This window comes from Pseudoalteromonas sp. '520P1 No. 423' (assembly GCF_001269985.1).
GTDB lineage: Bacteria > Pseudomonadota > Gammaproteobacteria > Enterobacterales > Alteromonadaceae > Pseudoalteromonas.
In genome coordinates, this window is sequence record NZ_BBZB01000001.1 from 1,532,589 (window position 1) to 1,548,633 (window position 16,045).

Below are 16,045 nucleotides of genomic sequence, written 5' to 3' on the forward strand. Positions count from 1 at the left end.
ATGAATGGGGGCTTTAGCCCCCATTCGTATTTTAAGAATTTTAAAATTTTAGGTCTTAAGTCACCTAAAGTTTATGTAAATTAAAGAGTGATAAAATGAGAGAGTTTTCTCGTACAGATCGCGTAAGTCAGTCTATTCAAAAAGAAATAGCTCAGATTTTACAAAGAGAGATAAAAGATCCACGTTTAGGCTTTGTAACAGTATCGGCTGTTGAAGTATCACGTGATTTATCTTATGCAAGAATTTTTATAACTATCCTAGATCAAAAAGATGAAGATAGTGGTAAAAAGAGTGTGGCAATATTAAATGATGCAACGGGCTACATCCGTTCTCTATTAGGCAAGCGAATTCGTGCTCGAATTATGCCTGAGCTTAAGTTTGTATTAGATACTTCGTTAATGGATGGTATGCGTATTTCTAACTTAGTTGAAACTGCTGTACGTACTGATAATGAAAGACGTGGTGCAGATAATAACGAAGATATCGCAGACAACAACGAAGACAGTTCTACAGAACAAAAGTAATAGGTTTTAAAATGGCAAGAAGGTCAAAAGGTCGCCCTATCAATGGAGTCTTGCTATTAGATAAGCAAGAAGGGCTATCATCTAATAATGTTTTGCAACGTGCTAAAGCGATTTATTATGCTCAAAAAGCGGGTCATACTGGCGCACTAGACCCATTGGCAACAGGTATGCTGCCAATTTGTTTTGGTGAAGCAACTAAGTTTTCACAGTTTTTGTTAGACACTGATAAAACGTATGTTGTTCGTGCAAAGTTAGGTGTTCGTACTACAACATCAGACTCTCAAGGTGATGTAGTTTGTGAAAAGCCGGTATCAGTAACACATGCCCAAATTGACGATGCGATAAAAACATTTGTCGGTGAAACTGATCAATACCCCTCTATGTATTCTGCACTAAAATACGAAGGTCGTCCTTTATATAAATATGCCAGAGAAGGCATAGAAGTACCTAGAAAATGCAGAAAAATAAATGTATTTAGCCTGACGTTTGACGAATTCGACAGTGAAACCAACGAAATTCAAATGACAGCGCATGTGAGCAAAGGCACTTATATCAGGACAATTGTTGATGATTTAGGTGAACTCTTAGGTTGTGGTGCGCATGTCATTATGCTGCATAGATCAAAAGTAGGTAATTATCCTAGCGAGCAAATGGTTACGCTAGACCAAATACAAGAGTTACTAGATCGTGGCAAGGAAAATCAATCAGATAAACGAGAGCAAATATCAGCTGATGCTTACATTGTGTTAGATTCACTACTATTACCTATGGATACGGCGGTTGCAGATCTTAAAGAAGTTAATATCAGCGAAGAAAACGGACGCTTTTTTGCAAATGGCCGTAGTATTGCTGTTAAAGGTTTACCTGATGGTGTTGTTAGGGTAACAGCCGGAAGCGCTAAAACATTTATTGGTGTTGGTGAAAAAAATAGCCAAGGCGAATTAAAAGCAAAACGTACTTTAGAAAGCTTACAGCCACAATAAAGTTTGCAGACTGGTATATTAAACCGTATAATCCCGTCCGAATCGTTTTTGCTGAATTAGTGATCGGCTTAAACACCCTAAGTGCTCTTGTTTTCAAGAGTCTAAATTTTTAAATATTGGAGTTACACATGTCACTAAGTACTCAAGAAACTGCTGAAATCGTTGCTAAATTTGCTCGTGCTGAAGGCGATACTGGTTCACCTGAAGTTCAAATTGCATTATTAACATTTGATATCAACAAGCTACAAGGCCATTTCAAAAGCCATATACATGATTTCCATTCTCGTCGTGGTCTTCTACGTAAAGTTAGCCAACGTCGTAAACTTCTTGATTACCTTAAAGGTAAAAAAGTAGAGTCTTACAAGGCGTTAATCCAAGAGCTTGGCCTACGTCGTTAATTCGATGCTAAGATTTTGATTAAAAAAAGAGGCTTTTTAGCCTCTTTTTTTATGTCTGTTTATTACTATCATGTGTTTTGTAAAGTATACTAAGCGCGGATACCAATTGTAGTAGTTAATTGATCTTTCAATTTGACAGTTAAAGTACAATTAACTACTGGAATTGGTACTGAAACCTGGATTAATCAGTTGAACCACGAAAAATAGCGCCACCCACTGATGCACCTGGCTATACGAAAAAATTACTCATTACCTATAAGGTGACTACGAATTTTTTCGCTACGCCAACTGCACCATTGGCTAACACTCTTTCCACGAGTTCAATTAATGATTCCAGATTAAAGCAAAACAACAATTTCAAACTTATTTATTAAGGAATATTAAGTGCAAGCAATTATTAAAAAATTTCAACTAGGCCAACACGAAGTAACCCTAGAAACAGGTGCAATTGCACGTCAAGCATGTGGTGCGGTATTAGCAAGCATCGGTGATACTTCAGTTTTGGTAACTGTTGTTGGTAAAAAAGACGTTAAAGCGGGTCAAGATTTTTTCCCTCTTACAGTTAACTACCAAGAGCGTATGTATGCTGCTGGTCGTATCCCAGGTGGTTTCTTAAAGCGTGAAGGTCGTCCTAACGATGGCGAAACACTTATCGCACGTTTAATTGACCGTCCAATTCGTCCTTTATTCCCTGCTGGTTTCATGAACGAAGTGCAAGTTATTGCAACTGTAATGTCATCAAACCCAGAAATCCAACCAGATATCGTAACTATGATTGGTACTTCTGCTGCATTAGCTATCTCTGGTATCCCATTTAATGGTCCTATCGGTGCATCTCGAGTTGGTTATGTTGACGGTCAATACGTACTAAACCCTTCAGTAACTGAACTTGAAAACAGCCAATTAGATTTAGTTGTTGCTGGTACTGAAAATGCAGTATTAATGGTTGAGTCAGAAGCTGAAGTATTAGCTGAAGACGTTATGCTTGGCGCTGTTGTATATGGTCATGAGCAAGCACAATCTATTATCACTGCTGTAAATGAATTTAAAGCAGAAGCTGGCAAGCCTACTTGGGATTGGACTGCTCCTGAAAAAAATGATGTATTAGCAGATAAAATTGCTGCAATCGCTGAAGAAAAAATCGGTGCGGCATACTTAATTACTGATAAAGTTGCTCGTAAAGATTCTCTTAACGAAACTAAAGCATTAGTAATCGACACATTAACATCTGAACTTGCTGAAGATGAAAAGCTAGACTCTCAAGAAGTAGGTAAACTTTTTGGTTCTTTAGAGAAAAAAGCTGTACGTGGCCGCATCATTGCGGGTGAAAAGCGTATTGATGGTCGTGATCCTGCTTCTGTTCGTGCATTAGATGTAAAAACTGGCGTACTTCCACGTACTCACGGTTCTTCAATCTTTACACGTGGTGAAACACAAGCAATCGTTACAGCTACTTTAGGTACTGAACGTGATTCACAACTTATCGATGACCTTTTAGGCACGCAAAAGAATCATTTCATGCTTAACTATAACTTCCCTCCATTCTGTGTTGGCGAAACTGGCTTTGTAGGTTCTCCTAAACGTCGTGAAATTGGTCACGGTAACTTAGCAAAACGTGGTATGAATGCTGTAATGCCATCATTAACTGAATTCCCATACTCAATTCGTGTTGTATCTGAAATCACTGAATCAAATGGTTCTTCTTCAATGGCTTCTGTGTGTGGTTCTTCACTTGCACTTATGAACGCTGGTGTACCAATTAAAGCATCTGTAGCGGGTATTGCTATGGGTCTTGTTAAAGAAGACGAAAACTTTGTAGTACTTTCAGATATCTTAGGTGATGAAGATCACTTAGGTGACATGGACTTTAAAGTAGCGGGTACTCAAGGTGGTATCACTGCACTACAAATGGATATCAAAATTGAAGGTATCACACAAGAAATCATGCAAATTGCTTTAACTCAAGCAAAAGCGGCACGTTTACACATACTTACTGTGATGGACGAAGCTATTTCTGCACCGTCTGAAGAATTATCAGAATTTGCGCCACGTATCTACACTATGAACATCCCAGCTAAGAAAATTGCGGATGTAATTGGTAAAGGTGGCGCTGTAATTCGTGCATTAACTGAAGAATTCGGCACAACTATCGAAATCGAAGATGATGGCACAATCAAAATTGCTGCAACTGACGGTGCAAGTGCACGTGCGACAATCGAGCGTATCGAGCAAATTACTGCTGAGCTTGAAGTAGGTACTATCTACAACGGTAAAGTTGTACGTATCGTTGATTTTGGTGCGTTTGTAAACGTACTTCCAGGTAAAGATGGTCTAGTTCATATTTCACAAATCTGTCAAGAGCGTGTGAATAATGTTGCTGATCACCTTAAAGTTGGTCAAGAAGTTAAAGTTAAAGTTGTTGAAGTTGACCGTCAAGGACGTGTACGCTTAAGCATCAAAGAAGCGATGGCTCCTGCTGCTCCAACTGAAGCACCTGCTGCAGAATAATTTAAACTAAAAATTAGTTTTTTTAAAAGGGCCTTTTGGCCCTTTTTTGTGTTTAAGGTAAAAGTTTGATCTAATGTTATTTATTATTTTTTAATAGGTTTAATTGAACCAAAATAATAGGCTATACTCTTAAGAGTAGTTTCTTTTTATCGATTATTAATTCTAGGGAAATCGATGCAATTAAAAAATATAATACTAGGCACATTTTTAGGTTTTAGCTTGATGGCATGTCAATCAACACCTGAAAAAACGGATACACCTATTGTAAATGTTGCTTTTACCACGCCATTAGAGTCTGATGTGCGAAGTGAAATCGCAATCGCCCGCTATAGCGAGTTACTTTATCGTGCAAACTTAACTGATGAGCAAAAAGCACAACTGTATTATGACAGAGGTGTATTATTTGATAGCTTAGGTATGCAAACTTTAGCGTGGATCGACTTTAATCGTACTATTAAATTAAAGCCGGATTTACCTGAGGTTTATAACTTTTTAGGTATTCATTTAACGCTTAAACAACAATATACCAAAGCATATGAAATGTTTGATTCGGTTTTAGATTTAAAGCCAGAGCATCAATACGCCTATTTAAATCGTGGTATAGCACTTTACTATGGTGATAGAGCGCAACTTGCGCAATCTGATTTTCAAAGGTTTTTAGATTATGCACCTGATGACGCTTACCGTGTAGTGTGGCTATATTTAGCTGAGCAAGCGATATCAAAACCAGAGGCTGTTAAGCATTTAAAACAACATGCAAAAAAATTAAATTCAGATAACTGGGCATATCAGTTGGTATCGCTATATAGCGGCGATTTAAGTGAAAAAGACTTTTTAGCAGGTTTAGATAAAAATATAAGTAATCATCAGCAATACGCAGAGCGTTTATGCGAAGCTTATTTTTACTTAGCTAAACAACATCAATATGACGGTAATAACGCAAGAGCTTTAGAATATTTTAAGTTGGCATTATCAACAAATGTACATGAGTTTGTCGAATACAAATATGCTCGATTAGAACTACAAGTATTGCAGAATCAAGCTTTAGAAGCCGCTCAAGCTGTGCAATAAGGTAATGTTTTTAGCTTTCAATATTAAGCCGAAGCAAATGCTTCGGCTTTTATGTATTTGTTTAACACTTTTTGTTTTAAATTCATCAAATTTAACAATGCAAACTTTGTACAGCCTTTATAGTAATGGTAGTTATCAATTTGCTAATTTGATATTACAAAAATCAGAGTTATCAGATTCGGCTTATATTGATATTGAGAGTTTAAGATACTTATCATCAAAAAATGATGTAAAGGCGATGACGTTGTTGGCGAGTCATTATCAAATGCAGCAAAAGCATTTATTAGCCAAAAAGTTATATTATAAAATTTTAAATTTAGCCGATGATACTGCTAGTAAAAAATCAGCAAGAGAAAACATTTTATCATTTTATGAAAAGCAAAATAACTGGTCTCAGATCAGTGACTTTTTAACCCCGCAAGATGATGACAGTTGGCATTACTTATCGCAGTTGCACAACTCTCAAGTTTTATCTATAAAGCCTTCAACTGCGCTATACAAGCGTATAAGCCATAATTATCTTTATTTTACGCGTGACTTTGTCGCTCAAGAAAATCAACTTAATATCACAAGTTGCCAAATTAATATTGTGCCCATAGCAACAAGTTACTCTAGGTTAGCGCGCTCTATAGAGATTATTCAATCTTTTAAAAACGATGCATATTTATCAAGTTTACCTGTATGTTTTACTAAACCACTTTATATTCAAAGTGCTAAATTAAAATGTTCTGCACAGCAGAGTAAAGCAATATCATGTGATTTAAGCCATTTAGCGCAGTCTAAAAATTGGCCTAAAGGCATACGACACCTAATGATAATGAGCGAGAAAGGTAAAGCTAATGTCAATTCAGGGATAATGTATTTAGCAAAAAAAAGCCACTTTAATGTTTTCAAACATGAGTTTATGCATTTGTTTGGCTTTGAAGATGAATACCTGCTTTCAGAACCTATACAAAAACAGCGCTGCAATTCTCAAGCTTTAAATTTAAAGCATAGTCAATTAACACTGATTTCAAATAAAGAGCCAAAACCACTTAACTTACATGCTGTACCAACTTGTAATGGCAGTGAACGGACAGCTTATAAACCTGTAACTGAACTAACTTTAATGCAGTATTTAGATAAAAATTTACCATTAGATTATAAAAATATATTAGAGCGTAATATAGAGAATAGCTTGCCTGACTTTGAGGTTTTCTCCATGGCGTTTGCTAAATTGGACAATTCCTATTATTGGTATCAGTATTCAGAAGAACTTGGCTTTAAAGGAGCGTCGCTTCAGCTTGCTCTATATTATGAAAATAAAGGTGAGATTGATTTGGCTATTACACGTTTACAACAAGCCGGAGACTGGCCGCTTGCCCAATCTCATTTAGCAAGGCTCCATTATGAAAATTCTGATTTTAAAAAGGCGAGGGCACTTTATCTTAGTGCAAGTAAGTTATCATCGGATAGTTTTGCACAGTATTTTTATGGGAAAATGTTAAATGATGGATTGGGAGGCAAGGCGGATAAAAAGGCTGCAATGCGTTATTTTAAGTTATCAGCATCACAAAATAACCCATTAGCAGTACAGTATTTGAATAGGAGGAAAGGATCGCTCTAATCATGTTATCAAAATCAGGGGTAAAAGCTTCCTAATATGTTTAAGTTCTATTTAGCTTATTTTCATCAACAAGTTAATTTTAGTGTCGCTGAGCTATTTTTTATAATTTTCATTTAATATCTATTTTGTTTAGGGGGATAAATGATATCATCATAGAGATTTGAATTTAGATTCAGGAAATAAAATAAACAAATGGCTTTGCTATGGATCCCCATATTATCTTTGTTAGCTAGTGTAATTGCGTCTGTTACCGGAAACTTAAACAGAACGACAAGCGCTTGGTTAACTGCAATTTTTCCGGCGATTGCGCTTGCGATTGCGATTTATTACACACCTGCTGTTTTTGCTGGTGAAACCTTGTTGTATTCTCTTCAGTGGATACCCGCGTTAGGTATAAATTTATCGTTCAGACTTGATGGTCTTGCCTTATTATTTGTATTTATGATCTTAGGTATCGGGCTATTGGTTATCTTGTATGCTCGATATTACTTAAGTGAAAAAGACTCAATGGCTAAGTTTTATGCCTTTTTAATGTTATTTATGACTGCGATGTTAGGTATCGTACTATCAAATAATATTATTCAGCTGTGGGTTTTTTGGGAATTAACCAGTGTTAGTTCGTTTTTACTTATAAGTTTTTGGTGGCATCAATCCGCTGCAAGAAAAGGCGCCAGAATGGCCCTAGCGGTGACGGGAGCAGGTGGTTTAGCTTTACTCGCTGGATTAATTTTACTTGGTAATATCGTTGGTAGTTACGATTTAAGTGTTGTATTAAAAAGTGGTGAATTAATAAAAAATCATGCACTTTATCCTGTTACTTTAGTATTGATTTTATTAGGTGCTTTTACTAAGTCGGCACAATTTCCATTCCACTTCTGGTTGCCTCATGCTATGAGCGCGCCAACGCCAGTAAGTGCATATTTACATTCTGCCACTATGGTAAAAGCTGGTATATTTTTACTCGCGCGTTTTTATCCTGCTTTAGCGGGCACTGAACTTTGGTTCTTAATTGTTGGTTTAACAGGTTTAGCCACCTTGCTTTTAGGTGCATACATAGCACTATTTAAGCACGATCTTAAAGGTTTATTAGCCTACTCAACGATCAGCCATTTAGGTTTGATTACTTTATTATTAGGCTTAGATACGCAACTGGCTGCAGTTGCAGCTATTTTCCATATTATCAACCATGCGATATTTAAAGCATCGCTGTTTATGGCTGCGGGTATTATTGATCATGAGACAGGCTCTCGTGATATGCGTAAATTAAATGGTTTATTTAAATTTATGCCTTATACCGCAACGCTCGCTATGGTGGCATCAGCTTCTATGGCAGGTGTGCCCTTATTAAACGGTTTCTTATCTAAAGAGATGTTTTTTGCTGAAACACTACACCAACAAGTACTTGGTTCAATGTCTTGGTTGATCCCTGTGCTGGCTACTTTAGCGGGTATTTTTGCTGTGGCTTATTCGGCGCGATTTATTCATGATGTATTCTTTAATGGTGAGCCAATTGGGTTAACTAAAACCCCACATGAACCGCCAAGATATATGCGTGTACCCGTTGAAATTTTAGTTGCGCTTTGTATTATCGTTGGTGTAGTACCTAATTTTGTTGTGAATGGTATTTTAACATCGGCATCGATGGCTGTAGTTGGTCATGCATTACCTGAATTTAACTTAGCCATTTGGCATGGATTTAACTTGCCATTATTAATGAGTTTTATTGCTGTTGTAGTTGGCTTATTTGTATATACACAGCGCAAGCATTTCTTCCAGTTTCAAGCATCTTTACCAAGCATTGATGCAAAAGTATGGTTTGAAACATGGGTGCAAGCTTCGGTTAAAGTAAGCGCTAAATTTATAAACTCTGTTGAAAACGCCTCATTACAAAGATACATATTTTTGTTCTTGCTTACAGTGCTTATTTTAGCAGGCTTACCATTATTTGATATGATCCAATTAGCAGGTACTGAAGAGTTAATGCCTATTACACCTCAAAATGCGGTTGGCGCAGGCTTGTTAATAGCAGGTGCATTTGCGACTATCATTTGGCATCGAGTACGTATTATTTCACTGATCAGTATTTCTATTGTAGGTTTAATGGTATCTGTAGCATTTACCCGTTTTTCAGCACCTGATTTAGCTTTAACACAGTTAATCGTTGAGGTTGTGACGGTTATTTTATTAATGCTAGCATTATTCTTTTTACCACAAAAAACACCAAAAGAATCAAGTTCGCCACGTATCTTAAGAGATTTAGCTATTGCTTCTAGTATTGGTGTGGTTATAGGTAGTATCTGTTATGCCATGCTGACACGTCCTTTATCATCAATATCTGACTTCTTTTTAGCTAATGCTAAAACTGGCGGTGGTGGTACAAATGTTGTAAACGTGATTTTAGTGGATTTTAGAGGCTTTGATACTTTTGGTGAAATTACCGTTTTAGGCATTGCCGCATTGGGTATTTATAAATTATTAACTAATTTACCTTTATTTATGCCATCAAGCGATGGTGAAGGGCGTCCTTGGGCAAGAGAACGTCATCCTATTTTGCTAGCCAGTATTTCACAAAGCTTATTACCTTTAGCTTTATTGGTATCTGTGTATATCTTCTTACGTGGCCATAATTTACCAGGTGGCGGATTTATAGCTGGTTTGGTTACTGCAACTGCATTTATATTGCAGTATATGGCACATGGCTCTCAGTGGGTGTCATCTCGAATTGATGCAAACTACAGAAAGATCATCGCCTCAGGTATTTTAATTGCTTTAGCAACGGGTGTGGGAAGCTGGTTCTTCGACCGTCCATTTTTAACAAGTTGGTTTGAATACTTTGATATTCCATTTGTCGGAAAAGTAGAGTTAGCCAGTGCAATCGCATTTGATTTAGGTGTTTATATTACAGTTGTAGGTTCTACATTAATGATTTTAGCTAGTTTAGGTAAGCTCACCATAGGCACTGAAGCTAAGGAGAGTAAATAATGGAGATTTTATATTCGACATGTGTCGGCATACTTGTAACTTGCGGTCTGTTTTTAATATTAAGAGCCCGTACGTTTCCAGTTGTCTTGGGTCTCACTATGATGTCTTACGCAGTTAATTTATTTTTATTTGCCTCAGGGCGACTTAACTCAAATCAAGCTGCCGTATTAGGTCAGTCAGCACAATATGCTGACCCCTTACCACAAGCTTTAGTTTTAACCGCGATTGTAATTGGTTTTGCAATGACGGCATTTGTGGTGATTTTATCTATACGTGGCAGAGCTGATTTAGGTAATGACCATGTAGATGGCATTATTCCTAATAAAAACAATAAATCTAAAAGGGAGAGTCGTTAATGGGCCACTTAGTGACCTTACCTATATTATTACCTATGTTAGGCGCAATTTTAGCATTGCTGCCACCTTGTGGTAAAAATGTAAAAATTAGACGTATGGTATCTCAAGCATTTGCTTTTTTTACCTTAGTTGCTTCTTTAATATTATTAAATCATAGCGCTAGCAATAACATCGAAGTATATGCGGTTGGTAATTGGAGCGCGCCATTTGGTATTGTGTTGGTTAGCGATATGCTATCGACACTTTTGATTTCTTTAACGTCATTTTTAGCTTTATGTTGTATTTTTTATGCAAGTGCTGATGATGATGAGAAAGGCAGCTTCTTTCACCCTTTAATGCATTTTTTAGTTATGGGTGTGAATGGGGCATTTTTAACTGGGGATTTATTTAATTTATTTGTATTTTTTGAAGTTTTATTAATCGCGTCATATTCATTATTGATGCATGCAGGGGATAAGCATAAAACCCGTTCAGCATTGCATTATGTGATTTTAAATCTGATTGGTTCAAGCATATTCCTGATTGGTTTAGGCGTACTATACGGCGTATTAGGCACATTAAATATTGCTGATATGGCAGTGAAAGTATCACAACTTACTGGAGACGATATTGCTTTAGCTAAAATTGGTGGATTATTATTATTGATTGTTTTTGGTTTAAAAGCAGCGATTTTACCACTGCATTTATGGCTACCAAAAACCTATTCATCAGCCTTGCCTGTTATTGCAGCGATGTTTGCAATAATGACTAAGGTAGGCGTGTATGCGATGTTTAGAGTATATACCATTATTTTTGGTGAACAAGCGGGCGAGCTTGCCTTTATGGCGCAGTCTTGGTTATGGCCATTGGCTATTTTAACTATCGCAATTGGTGCTATTGGTGTACTTGCCAGTGAAGATTTAAGAAAGCTAACAGCGAACCTTGTTATTATTTCTGTGGGTACTTTGGTTGCAGCAATTAGTATGCATTCTGTTATCGCGACTGCCGCAGCACTGTATTACGTTATTCACTCAACCTTAATGATAGCAGCACTATTTTTATTGGCTGATTTAATTTCAGTCCAAAGAGGTAAAGTATCCGATAGACTCGTTGAAGGACGACCGGTCGCTCAACCTTATATTTTGGGCGGTGGTTTTTTAATTGCAGCTTTGGCTGTAATGGGTATGCCGCCTATGTCGGGTTTTATTGGTAAGATTTGGTTATTAAAAGCCTCTTCAGAAATTAACGGTACCTATATATTTTGGCCTGTATATTTGATTGCGAGTTTTGTTGTATTAATTGCTTTATCTCGTGCGGGTAGTTATTTATTTTGGCGACATTCAAATAATGAAGCGACCAAAGAAATTGCAGCACCATTAAAAACAAATGTGATCATTGCTTTATTATTATGTTCACCTTTAATGGTTATTTTTTCAGGACCTATAAGTGACTTTACATTAGCTGCTGCTAAACAATTACATGATGTGACTAATCATGTTAATACCGTTTTAGCCATATCAAACCATGGAGCTAAATAATGAGATTAGAAGCTAAGGTATCTTGGCTACCAACGCCATTTCGCAGCCTATTATTATTTATTGTATGGTTATTATTAAATAATAGTGTTTCAGTTGGGCATTTAATTTTAGCAACGATTTTAGCTGTTTTAATTCCGTTGTTAACTTTTAGATTTAGAGAGCCGCAACCTTTGATCTTAAAGCCTGGGCTTGCGCTTAGGCACTTTTTATTAGTACTTTACGATATTGTGACTGCTAATGTGCAAGTGGCAATTTTGATATTAGGATCAACTAAAAAGTTACGTCCAGCATTTGTAAAGGTGCCTTTGGATTTATCTCATGAAATGCCAATTACCATATTGGCAAGCACAGTATCGCTAACACCAGGAACTGTCAGCGCAGAGATATATCCAATACCTGAAAATATTGATGATGAAGCGCCTGAGCCTCAAAAATATTTACTGATCCATGTTTTGGATTTGGAAGATGAGGAAGCATTAATTAAAATGATTAAACAAAGATATGAAGCGCCGCTAAAGGAGATTTTTCAATGTTAGACACCGTAATTTTGATTGTATTTTCTATGATTGGCATCGCTTTATTATTAAATATTTGGCGATTAATTGTCGGTCCTTCAGTACCTGATCGCATTTTAGCCTTAGATACTATGTATATTAATACCATAGCTCTGATAATTTTATACGGCTTGCAAATGGATACAGCGCTTTACTTTGAAGCTGCACTATTAATTGCAATGTTAGGTTTTGTTAGCACGGTAGCGGTATGTAAATACTTGCTTCGTGGCGATATTATTGAATAAGGGTGACTATGATTTTTGAATGGATAGTATCAATTTTATTACTGCTAGGTGGTGCTTTTATTTTAATTGGCTCTATCGGCCTAAATAAAATGCCTGATTTTTTCATGCGTTTACATGGCCCAACTAAGGCGACAACTTTAGGTATGGCAGGTATCTTAATTGCCGCTATGGTCTATTTTAGTGTGACAACAGATACCATAAGCTTGAAAGAAATATTAATCTCTATCTTCTTATTGATCACGGCACCTATAACGGGCTATATGCTTATTAAGGCTGCCATACATCATAAGCTAGACGCAAAAAAAAGTACTAAAGGCTTAGATAATATAGAAGAAGATTAATTTCTTCTATATCTTTGTTTTACACGCTTTTAAATAATGCAGTATAGGGCCACTGTACTGCATTTTTTTTGTGTTTTTTTTAGCCGGAGGCAATTGGATGTCTAAATGAATAGCTCTTTATTTTATCAATGCTTTATAACTACTACCACTTAATAATTTGAACTCTTTTACCAGTATCTCGGATGTGATATCACTTTGTTTATTTTGCAGTTTTGCAAGGCTAAATTGCAGCCAATGGTAATAAGTATGATGATCTATATTATTACTGCGTTTTAACAGTCTTTCTATTGTAGGTAATACTCTAATTGATAATGAGGTATCTTCTAAATAAAGTAATGTATTTAAGAGATTAAGAGCTGAAATAAGTTGTGCAGAATCTCTTGATTTACCTTCTTTTAAAAATAAAGAACGTGTAAAGCTCTGTTTAGCCAATAGATAGTCTTTTTGACTTAGTGCAAGCATGCCTAAAGTATTATATATACTTGCTTCGATAGCTTTATGCGGTGCAATTTCCAAAATTGATAAAGCTTTCTGAATATACTTCTTCTGCAAATAAAAACTGAGAATTATTTAATGCGGCTCTTATTGCAACGGTATGCCACCTTAATTGGATTGAATGGGGAAGTGTATTCAAAGTCTCTTTATATTGTTGATAAGCGCTTATCGCCATACTAGGATTATTAATCGCACTCACCTCTGCATTGGGCAATGCATCAACTGCCAATGAAGGGGGAGGTAGTGAGAGTAAAGTAAAATAGTATTGAAAACATCTTTGTGGAAATTAGCATTTCATTATTCAATTTTACAATTATATAGGAATTTTAGCATTTATTTGACTTAAAATGAGGAAATAAGAAAAAGGCTTGATAAATTATCAAGCCTTTTGAGGTTAAATCTTTACTTAAAAAAGTTATTTAACTTCTTTACCTGCAGCTTGTTGATCTGCATGGTAGCTAGAACGAACAAATGGACCACTTGCAGCATGGCTAAAACCAATCTCGTCAGCATATGCTTTTAATGCATCAAACTCTGCTGGCGGTACATAACGCTTAACTGGTAAATGATGTTTTGAAGGTTGTAAGTACTGACCTACCGTTAACATATCAACATTATGCTCACGTAAGTCTCTTAATACTTCTTCAATTTCAGATATTTCTTCACCTAAGCCAACCATTAATCCTGATTTAGTTTTAACATCAGGGTGTGCTTCTTTAAAGCGACGTAATAGTTCTAGTGACCATTTATAGCCAGCACCTGGGCGTGCTAGTTTGTATAAGCGTGGTGCTGTTTCTAGGTTATGGTTAAATACATCTGGTGGTGTTTGAATTAATATCTCTAGTGCACGATCCATACGACCTTTAAAGTCAGGTACTAGGATCTCGATTGTAATACCTGGACAGTGCTTTCGGATTTGCGTAATACAATCTGCAAAATGCTGCGCACCACCATCACGTAAATCATCTCTATCTACAGATGTGATAACAACGTATTTCAATTTCATATCACGAATCGTTAAAGCGAGCTTTTCTGGCTCTTCAGCATCAGGCTTTAAAGGTCGACCATGGCCTACATCACAAAATGGGCAACGACGCGTACATATCGCACCTAAAATCATAAAGGTTGCAGTACCATGATTAAAACATTCAGATAAATTAGGGCATGATGCTTCTTCACATACTGAACTTAATCCACGGCTACGCATTGCTTTTTTGATACCATCGATACGTTCACTTGATTTAGGTAATCGTATTTTGAGCCATTCAGGTTTACGTAGCATTTCACTTTTTTCTGTTGCTATAACCTGAATTGGGATATGTTGCATTTTTTCAGCATCACGCAGTTTAACACCTGGTTTTACTTTTACTGGTTTATCTTGTGTTTTATCTAAAAGAGTCATTCGTTCTCAAACCCCTGTATTTGAATGCTTGTAAGGTCAGCATTGTTTTTTTGCAATTTATTAAGTAGAGATTTAACTAAACCGTTCGCGGCTTCTTCAAGGTTTTGAGGACCTGATAAATCTTTACTTTGTATCATAGTCATACCAGCGTAACCACATGGGTTTATACGCAAAAATGGTGTTAAATCCATATCGATATTTAAAGCAAGACCATGGAAGGAGCAACCTTTACGGACTCTTAATCCTAAAGACGCAATTTTACTATCATCAACATATACACCTGGTGCATCTGGCTTAGCGTAAGCTTTAATACCATATTGAACTAATGTTTCTACTATTGCTTCTTCAAGCCAAGTTACTAGTTCACGTACACCTATTTTTAAGCGTCGAAGGTTAAACATGACATATAAAACTTGTTGTCCTGGTCCGTGGTAAGTAACTTGACCGCCCCTGTCTACTTTTACCACAGGGATATCACCAGGCATCAGCAAGTGTTCTTCTTTACCTGCTTGGCCTTGTGTGAAAACAGGGTCGTGCTCAACTAACCAGATTTCATCAGGTGTATCGTCATTTCTGGTATCGGTAAAGTCTTGCATTGCATGTAAGACGCTTTCGTAGCCACGACGATTTAACTGACGGATAATTACGCTGTTTTGACTCAACTTAATGACTCCTAAATAGGAAAATAGCGCTTATAGTACGTAACGCACGTCTTCTATATTGCCAATCACAGTATAAAGCTGTTCGATATGCTCTTTACTTGTCACGGTTGTTGCAATGCTAACTGATTCGTAAGTGCCTTTACTGCTAGGTTTGCTTGTAGGTGCAAAATCACCTGGTGCATACTCTTGCAATACAGCAATGATTTGATCTGTTAAGTTTGTGTTTGCCAAACCCATGATACGAAAAGTAAGTTGACATGGAAACTCTAAAAGTTCATCAAATTTAGTATCTTTAACTGGTTTAACCACAATAATTCACCTTAATATTCTTTGTTCAAGCGCATTACAGTTCATATGATTTGTTATGTGTTCAACAGCCTTAAGCCTTTGATGAGCAGATA

General features: G+C 36.5%; 16 protein-coding genes. 12 read left to right on the top strand and 4 right to left on the bottom strand.

Annotated features, from left to right (window positions below; all coding sequences use genetic code 11):
* Positions 1 to 95: 95 nt before the first annotated feature.
* The 12 genes from rbfA to PSA_RS07065 all read left to right on the top strand — a co-directional run bounded on the left by rbfA (position 96) and on the right by PSA_RS07065 (position 13,085).
* Positions 96 to 524: a 30S ribosome-binding factor RbfA gene (gene rbfA / locus PSA_RS07010; protein ID WP_042146080.1), complete on the top strand. Its 429-nt coding sequence runs from the start codon at positions 96 to 98 to the stop codon at positions 522 to 524.
* Between the two features lie 11 nt (positions 525 to 535).
* Positions 536 to 1,507, top strand: a complete 972-nt coding sequence (truB, locus tag PSA_RS07015; protein WP_042146078.1) for a tRNA pseudouridine(55) synthase TruB — start codon at positions 536 to 538, stop codon at positions 1,505 to 1,507.
* Between the two features lie 128 nt (positions 1,508 to 1,635).
* Positions 1,636 to 1,905, top strand: a complete 270-nt coding sequence (rpsO, locus tag PSA_RS07020; RefSeq protein WP_042146076.1) for a 30S ribosomal protein S15 — start codon at positions 1,636 to 1,638, stop codon at positions 1,903 to 1,905.
* A 384-nt stretch (positions 1,906 to 2,289) separates the two neighbouring features.
* Positions 2,290 to 4,413: a polyribonucleotide nucleotidyltransferase gene (pnp, locus tag PSA_RS07025; RefSeq protein WP_042146075.1), complete on the top strand. Its 2,124-nt coding sequence runs from the start codon at positions 2,290 to 2,292 to the stop codon at positions 4,411 to 4,413.
* Positions 4,414 to 4,587: 174 nt separating this feature from the next.
* Positions 4,588 to 5,484: a lipoprotein NlpI gene (gene nlpI, locus PSA_RS07030; RefSeq protein WP_042146071.1), complete on the top strand. Its 897-nt coding sequence runs from the start codon at positions 4,588 to 4,590 to the stop codon at positions 5,482 to 5,484.
* A 97-nt stretch (positions 5,485 to 5,581) separates the two neighbouring features.
* Positions 5,582 to 7,090 (top strand): tetratricopeptide repeat protein, encoded by a 1,509-nt coding sequence (locus PSA_RS07035; RefSeq protein ID WP_127924127.1) that lies wholly within the window; start codon positions 5,582 to 5,584, stop codon positions 7,088 to 7,090.
* A gap of 192 nt (positions 7,091 to 7,282) precedes the next feature.
* On the top strand, positions 7,283 to 10,072 hold the full coding sequence (locus PSA_RS07040; RefSeq protein ID WP_042146068.1) for a monovalent cation/H+ antiporter subunit A: 2,790 nt from the start codon (positions 7,283 to 7,285) through the stop codon (positions 10,070 to 10,072).
* Positions 10,072 to 10,428, top strand: a complete 357-nt coding sequence (locus tag PSA_RS07045) for a Na+/H+ antiporter subunit C (protein WP_042146067.1) — start codon at positions 10,072 to 10,074, stop codon at positions 10,426 to 10,428. The genes PSA_RS07040 and PSA_RS07045 overlap by 1 nt, the downstream gene beginning before the upstream one ends.
* Positions 10,428 to 11,945 carry a monovalent cation/H+ antiporter subunit D gene (locus PSA_RS07050; protein WP_042146065.1) on the top strand — a complete coding sequence of 506 codons (1,518 nt, stop codon included), beginning with the start codon at positions 10,428 to 10,430 and terminating at the stop codon, positions 11,943 to 11,945. The genes PSA_RS07045 and PSA_RS07050 overlap by 1 nt, the downstream gene beginning before the upstream one ends.
* Entirely contained in the window at positions 11,945 to 12,481 is a 537-nt protein-coding gene (locus PSA_RS07055) for a Na+/H+ antiporter subunit E (protein ID WP_042146063.1), read from the top strand. Before PSA_RS07050 ends, PSA_RS07055 begins: the two co-directional genes overlap by 1 nt.
* Complete coding sequence (locus tag PSA_RS07060) at positions 12,475 to 12,744, top strand: K+/H+ antiporter subunit F (protein WP_042146061.1); 270 nt, start codon at positions 12,475 to 12,477, stop codon at positions 12,742 to 12,744. Before PSA_RS07055 ends, PSA_RS07060 begins: the two co-directional genes overlap by 7 nt.
* A gap of 8 nt (positions 12,745 to 12,752) precedes the next feature.
* A complete protein-coding gene (locus tag PSA_RS07065) occupies positions 12,753 to 13,085 on the top strand; it encodes a Na+/H+ antiporter subunit G (RefSeq protein WP_042146059.1) in 333 nt (110 codons plus the stop codon).
* 117 nt (positions 13,086 to 13,202) lie between these two features.
* Here PSA_RS07065 and PSA_RS07070 read toward each other — a convergent pair whose 3' ends face one another.
* The 4 genes from PSA_RS07070 to ybeD form a co-directional block, all read right to left on the bottom strand.
* Positions 13,203 to 13,601, bottom strand: coding sequence for a hypothetical protein (locus PSA_RS07070; protein WP_042146057.1), 399 nt, complete (start codon positions 13,599 to 13,601; stop codon positions 13,203 to 13,205).
* A gap of 394 nt (positions 13,602 to 13,995) precedes the next feature.
* On the bottom strand, positions 13,996 to 14,982 hold the full coding sequence (lipA, locus tag PSA_RS07075) for a lipoyl synthase (protein ID WP_042146055.1): 987 nt from the start codon (positions 14,980 to 14,982) through the stop codon (positions 13,996 to 13,998).
* Positions 14,979 to 15,644 carry a lipoyl(octanoyl) transferase LipB gene (lipB, locus tag PSA_RS07080; RefSeq protein ID WP_042146053.1) on the bottom strand — a complete coding sequence of 222 codons (666 nt, stop codon included), beginning with the start codon at positions 15,642 to 15,644 and terminating at the stop codon, positions 14,979 to 14,981. The genes lipA and lipB overlap by 4 nt, the downstream gene beginning before the upstream one ends.
* A 30-nt stretch (positions 15,645 to 15,674) precedes the next feature.
* A complete protein-coding gene (gene ybeD / locus PSA_RS07085) occupies positions 15,675 to 15,953 on the bottom strand; it encodes a DUF493 family protein YbeD (protein ID WP_042146051.1) in 279 nt (92 codons plus the stop codon).
* Positions 15,954 to 16,045 lie beyond the last annotated feature (92 nt).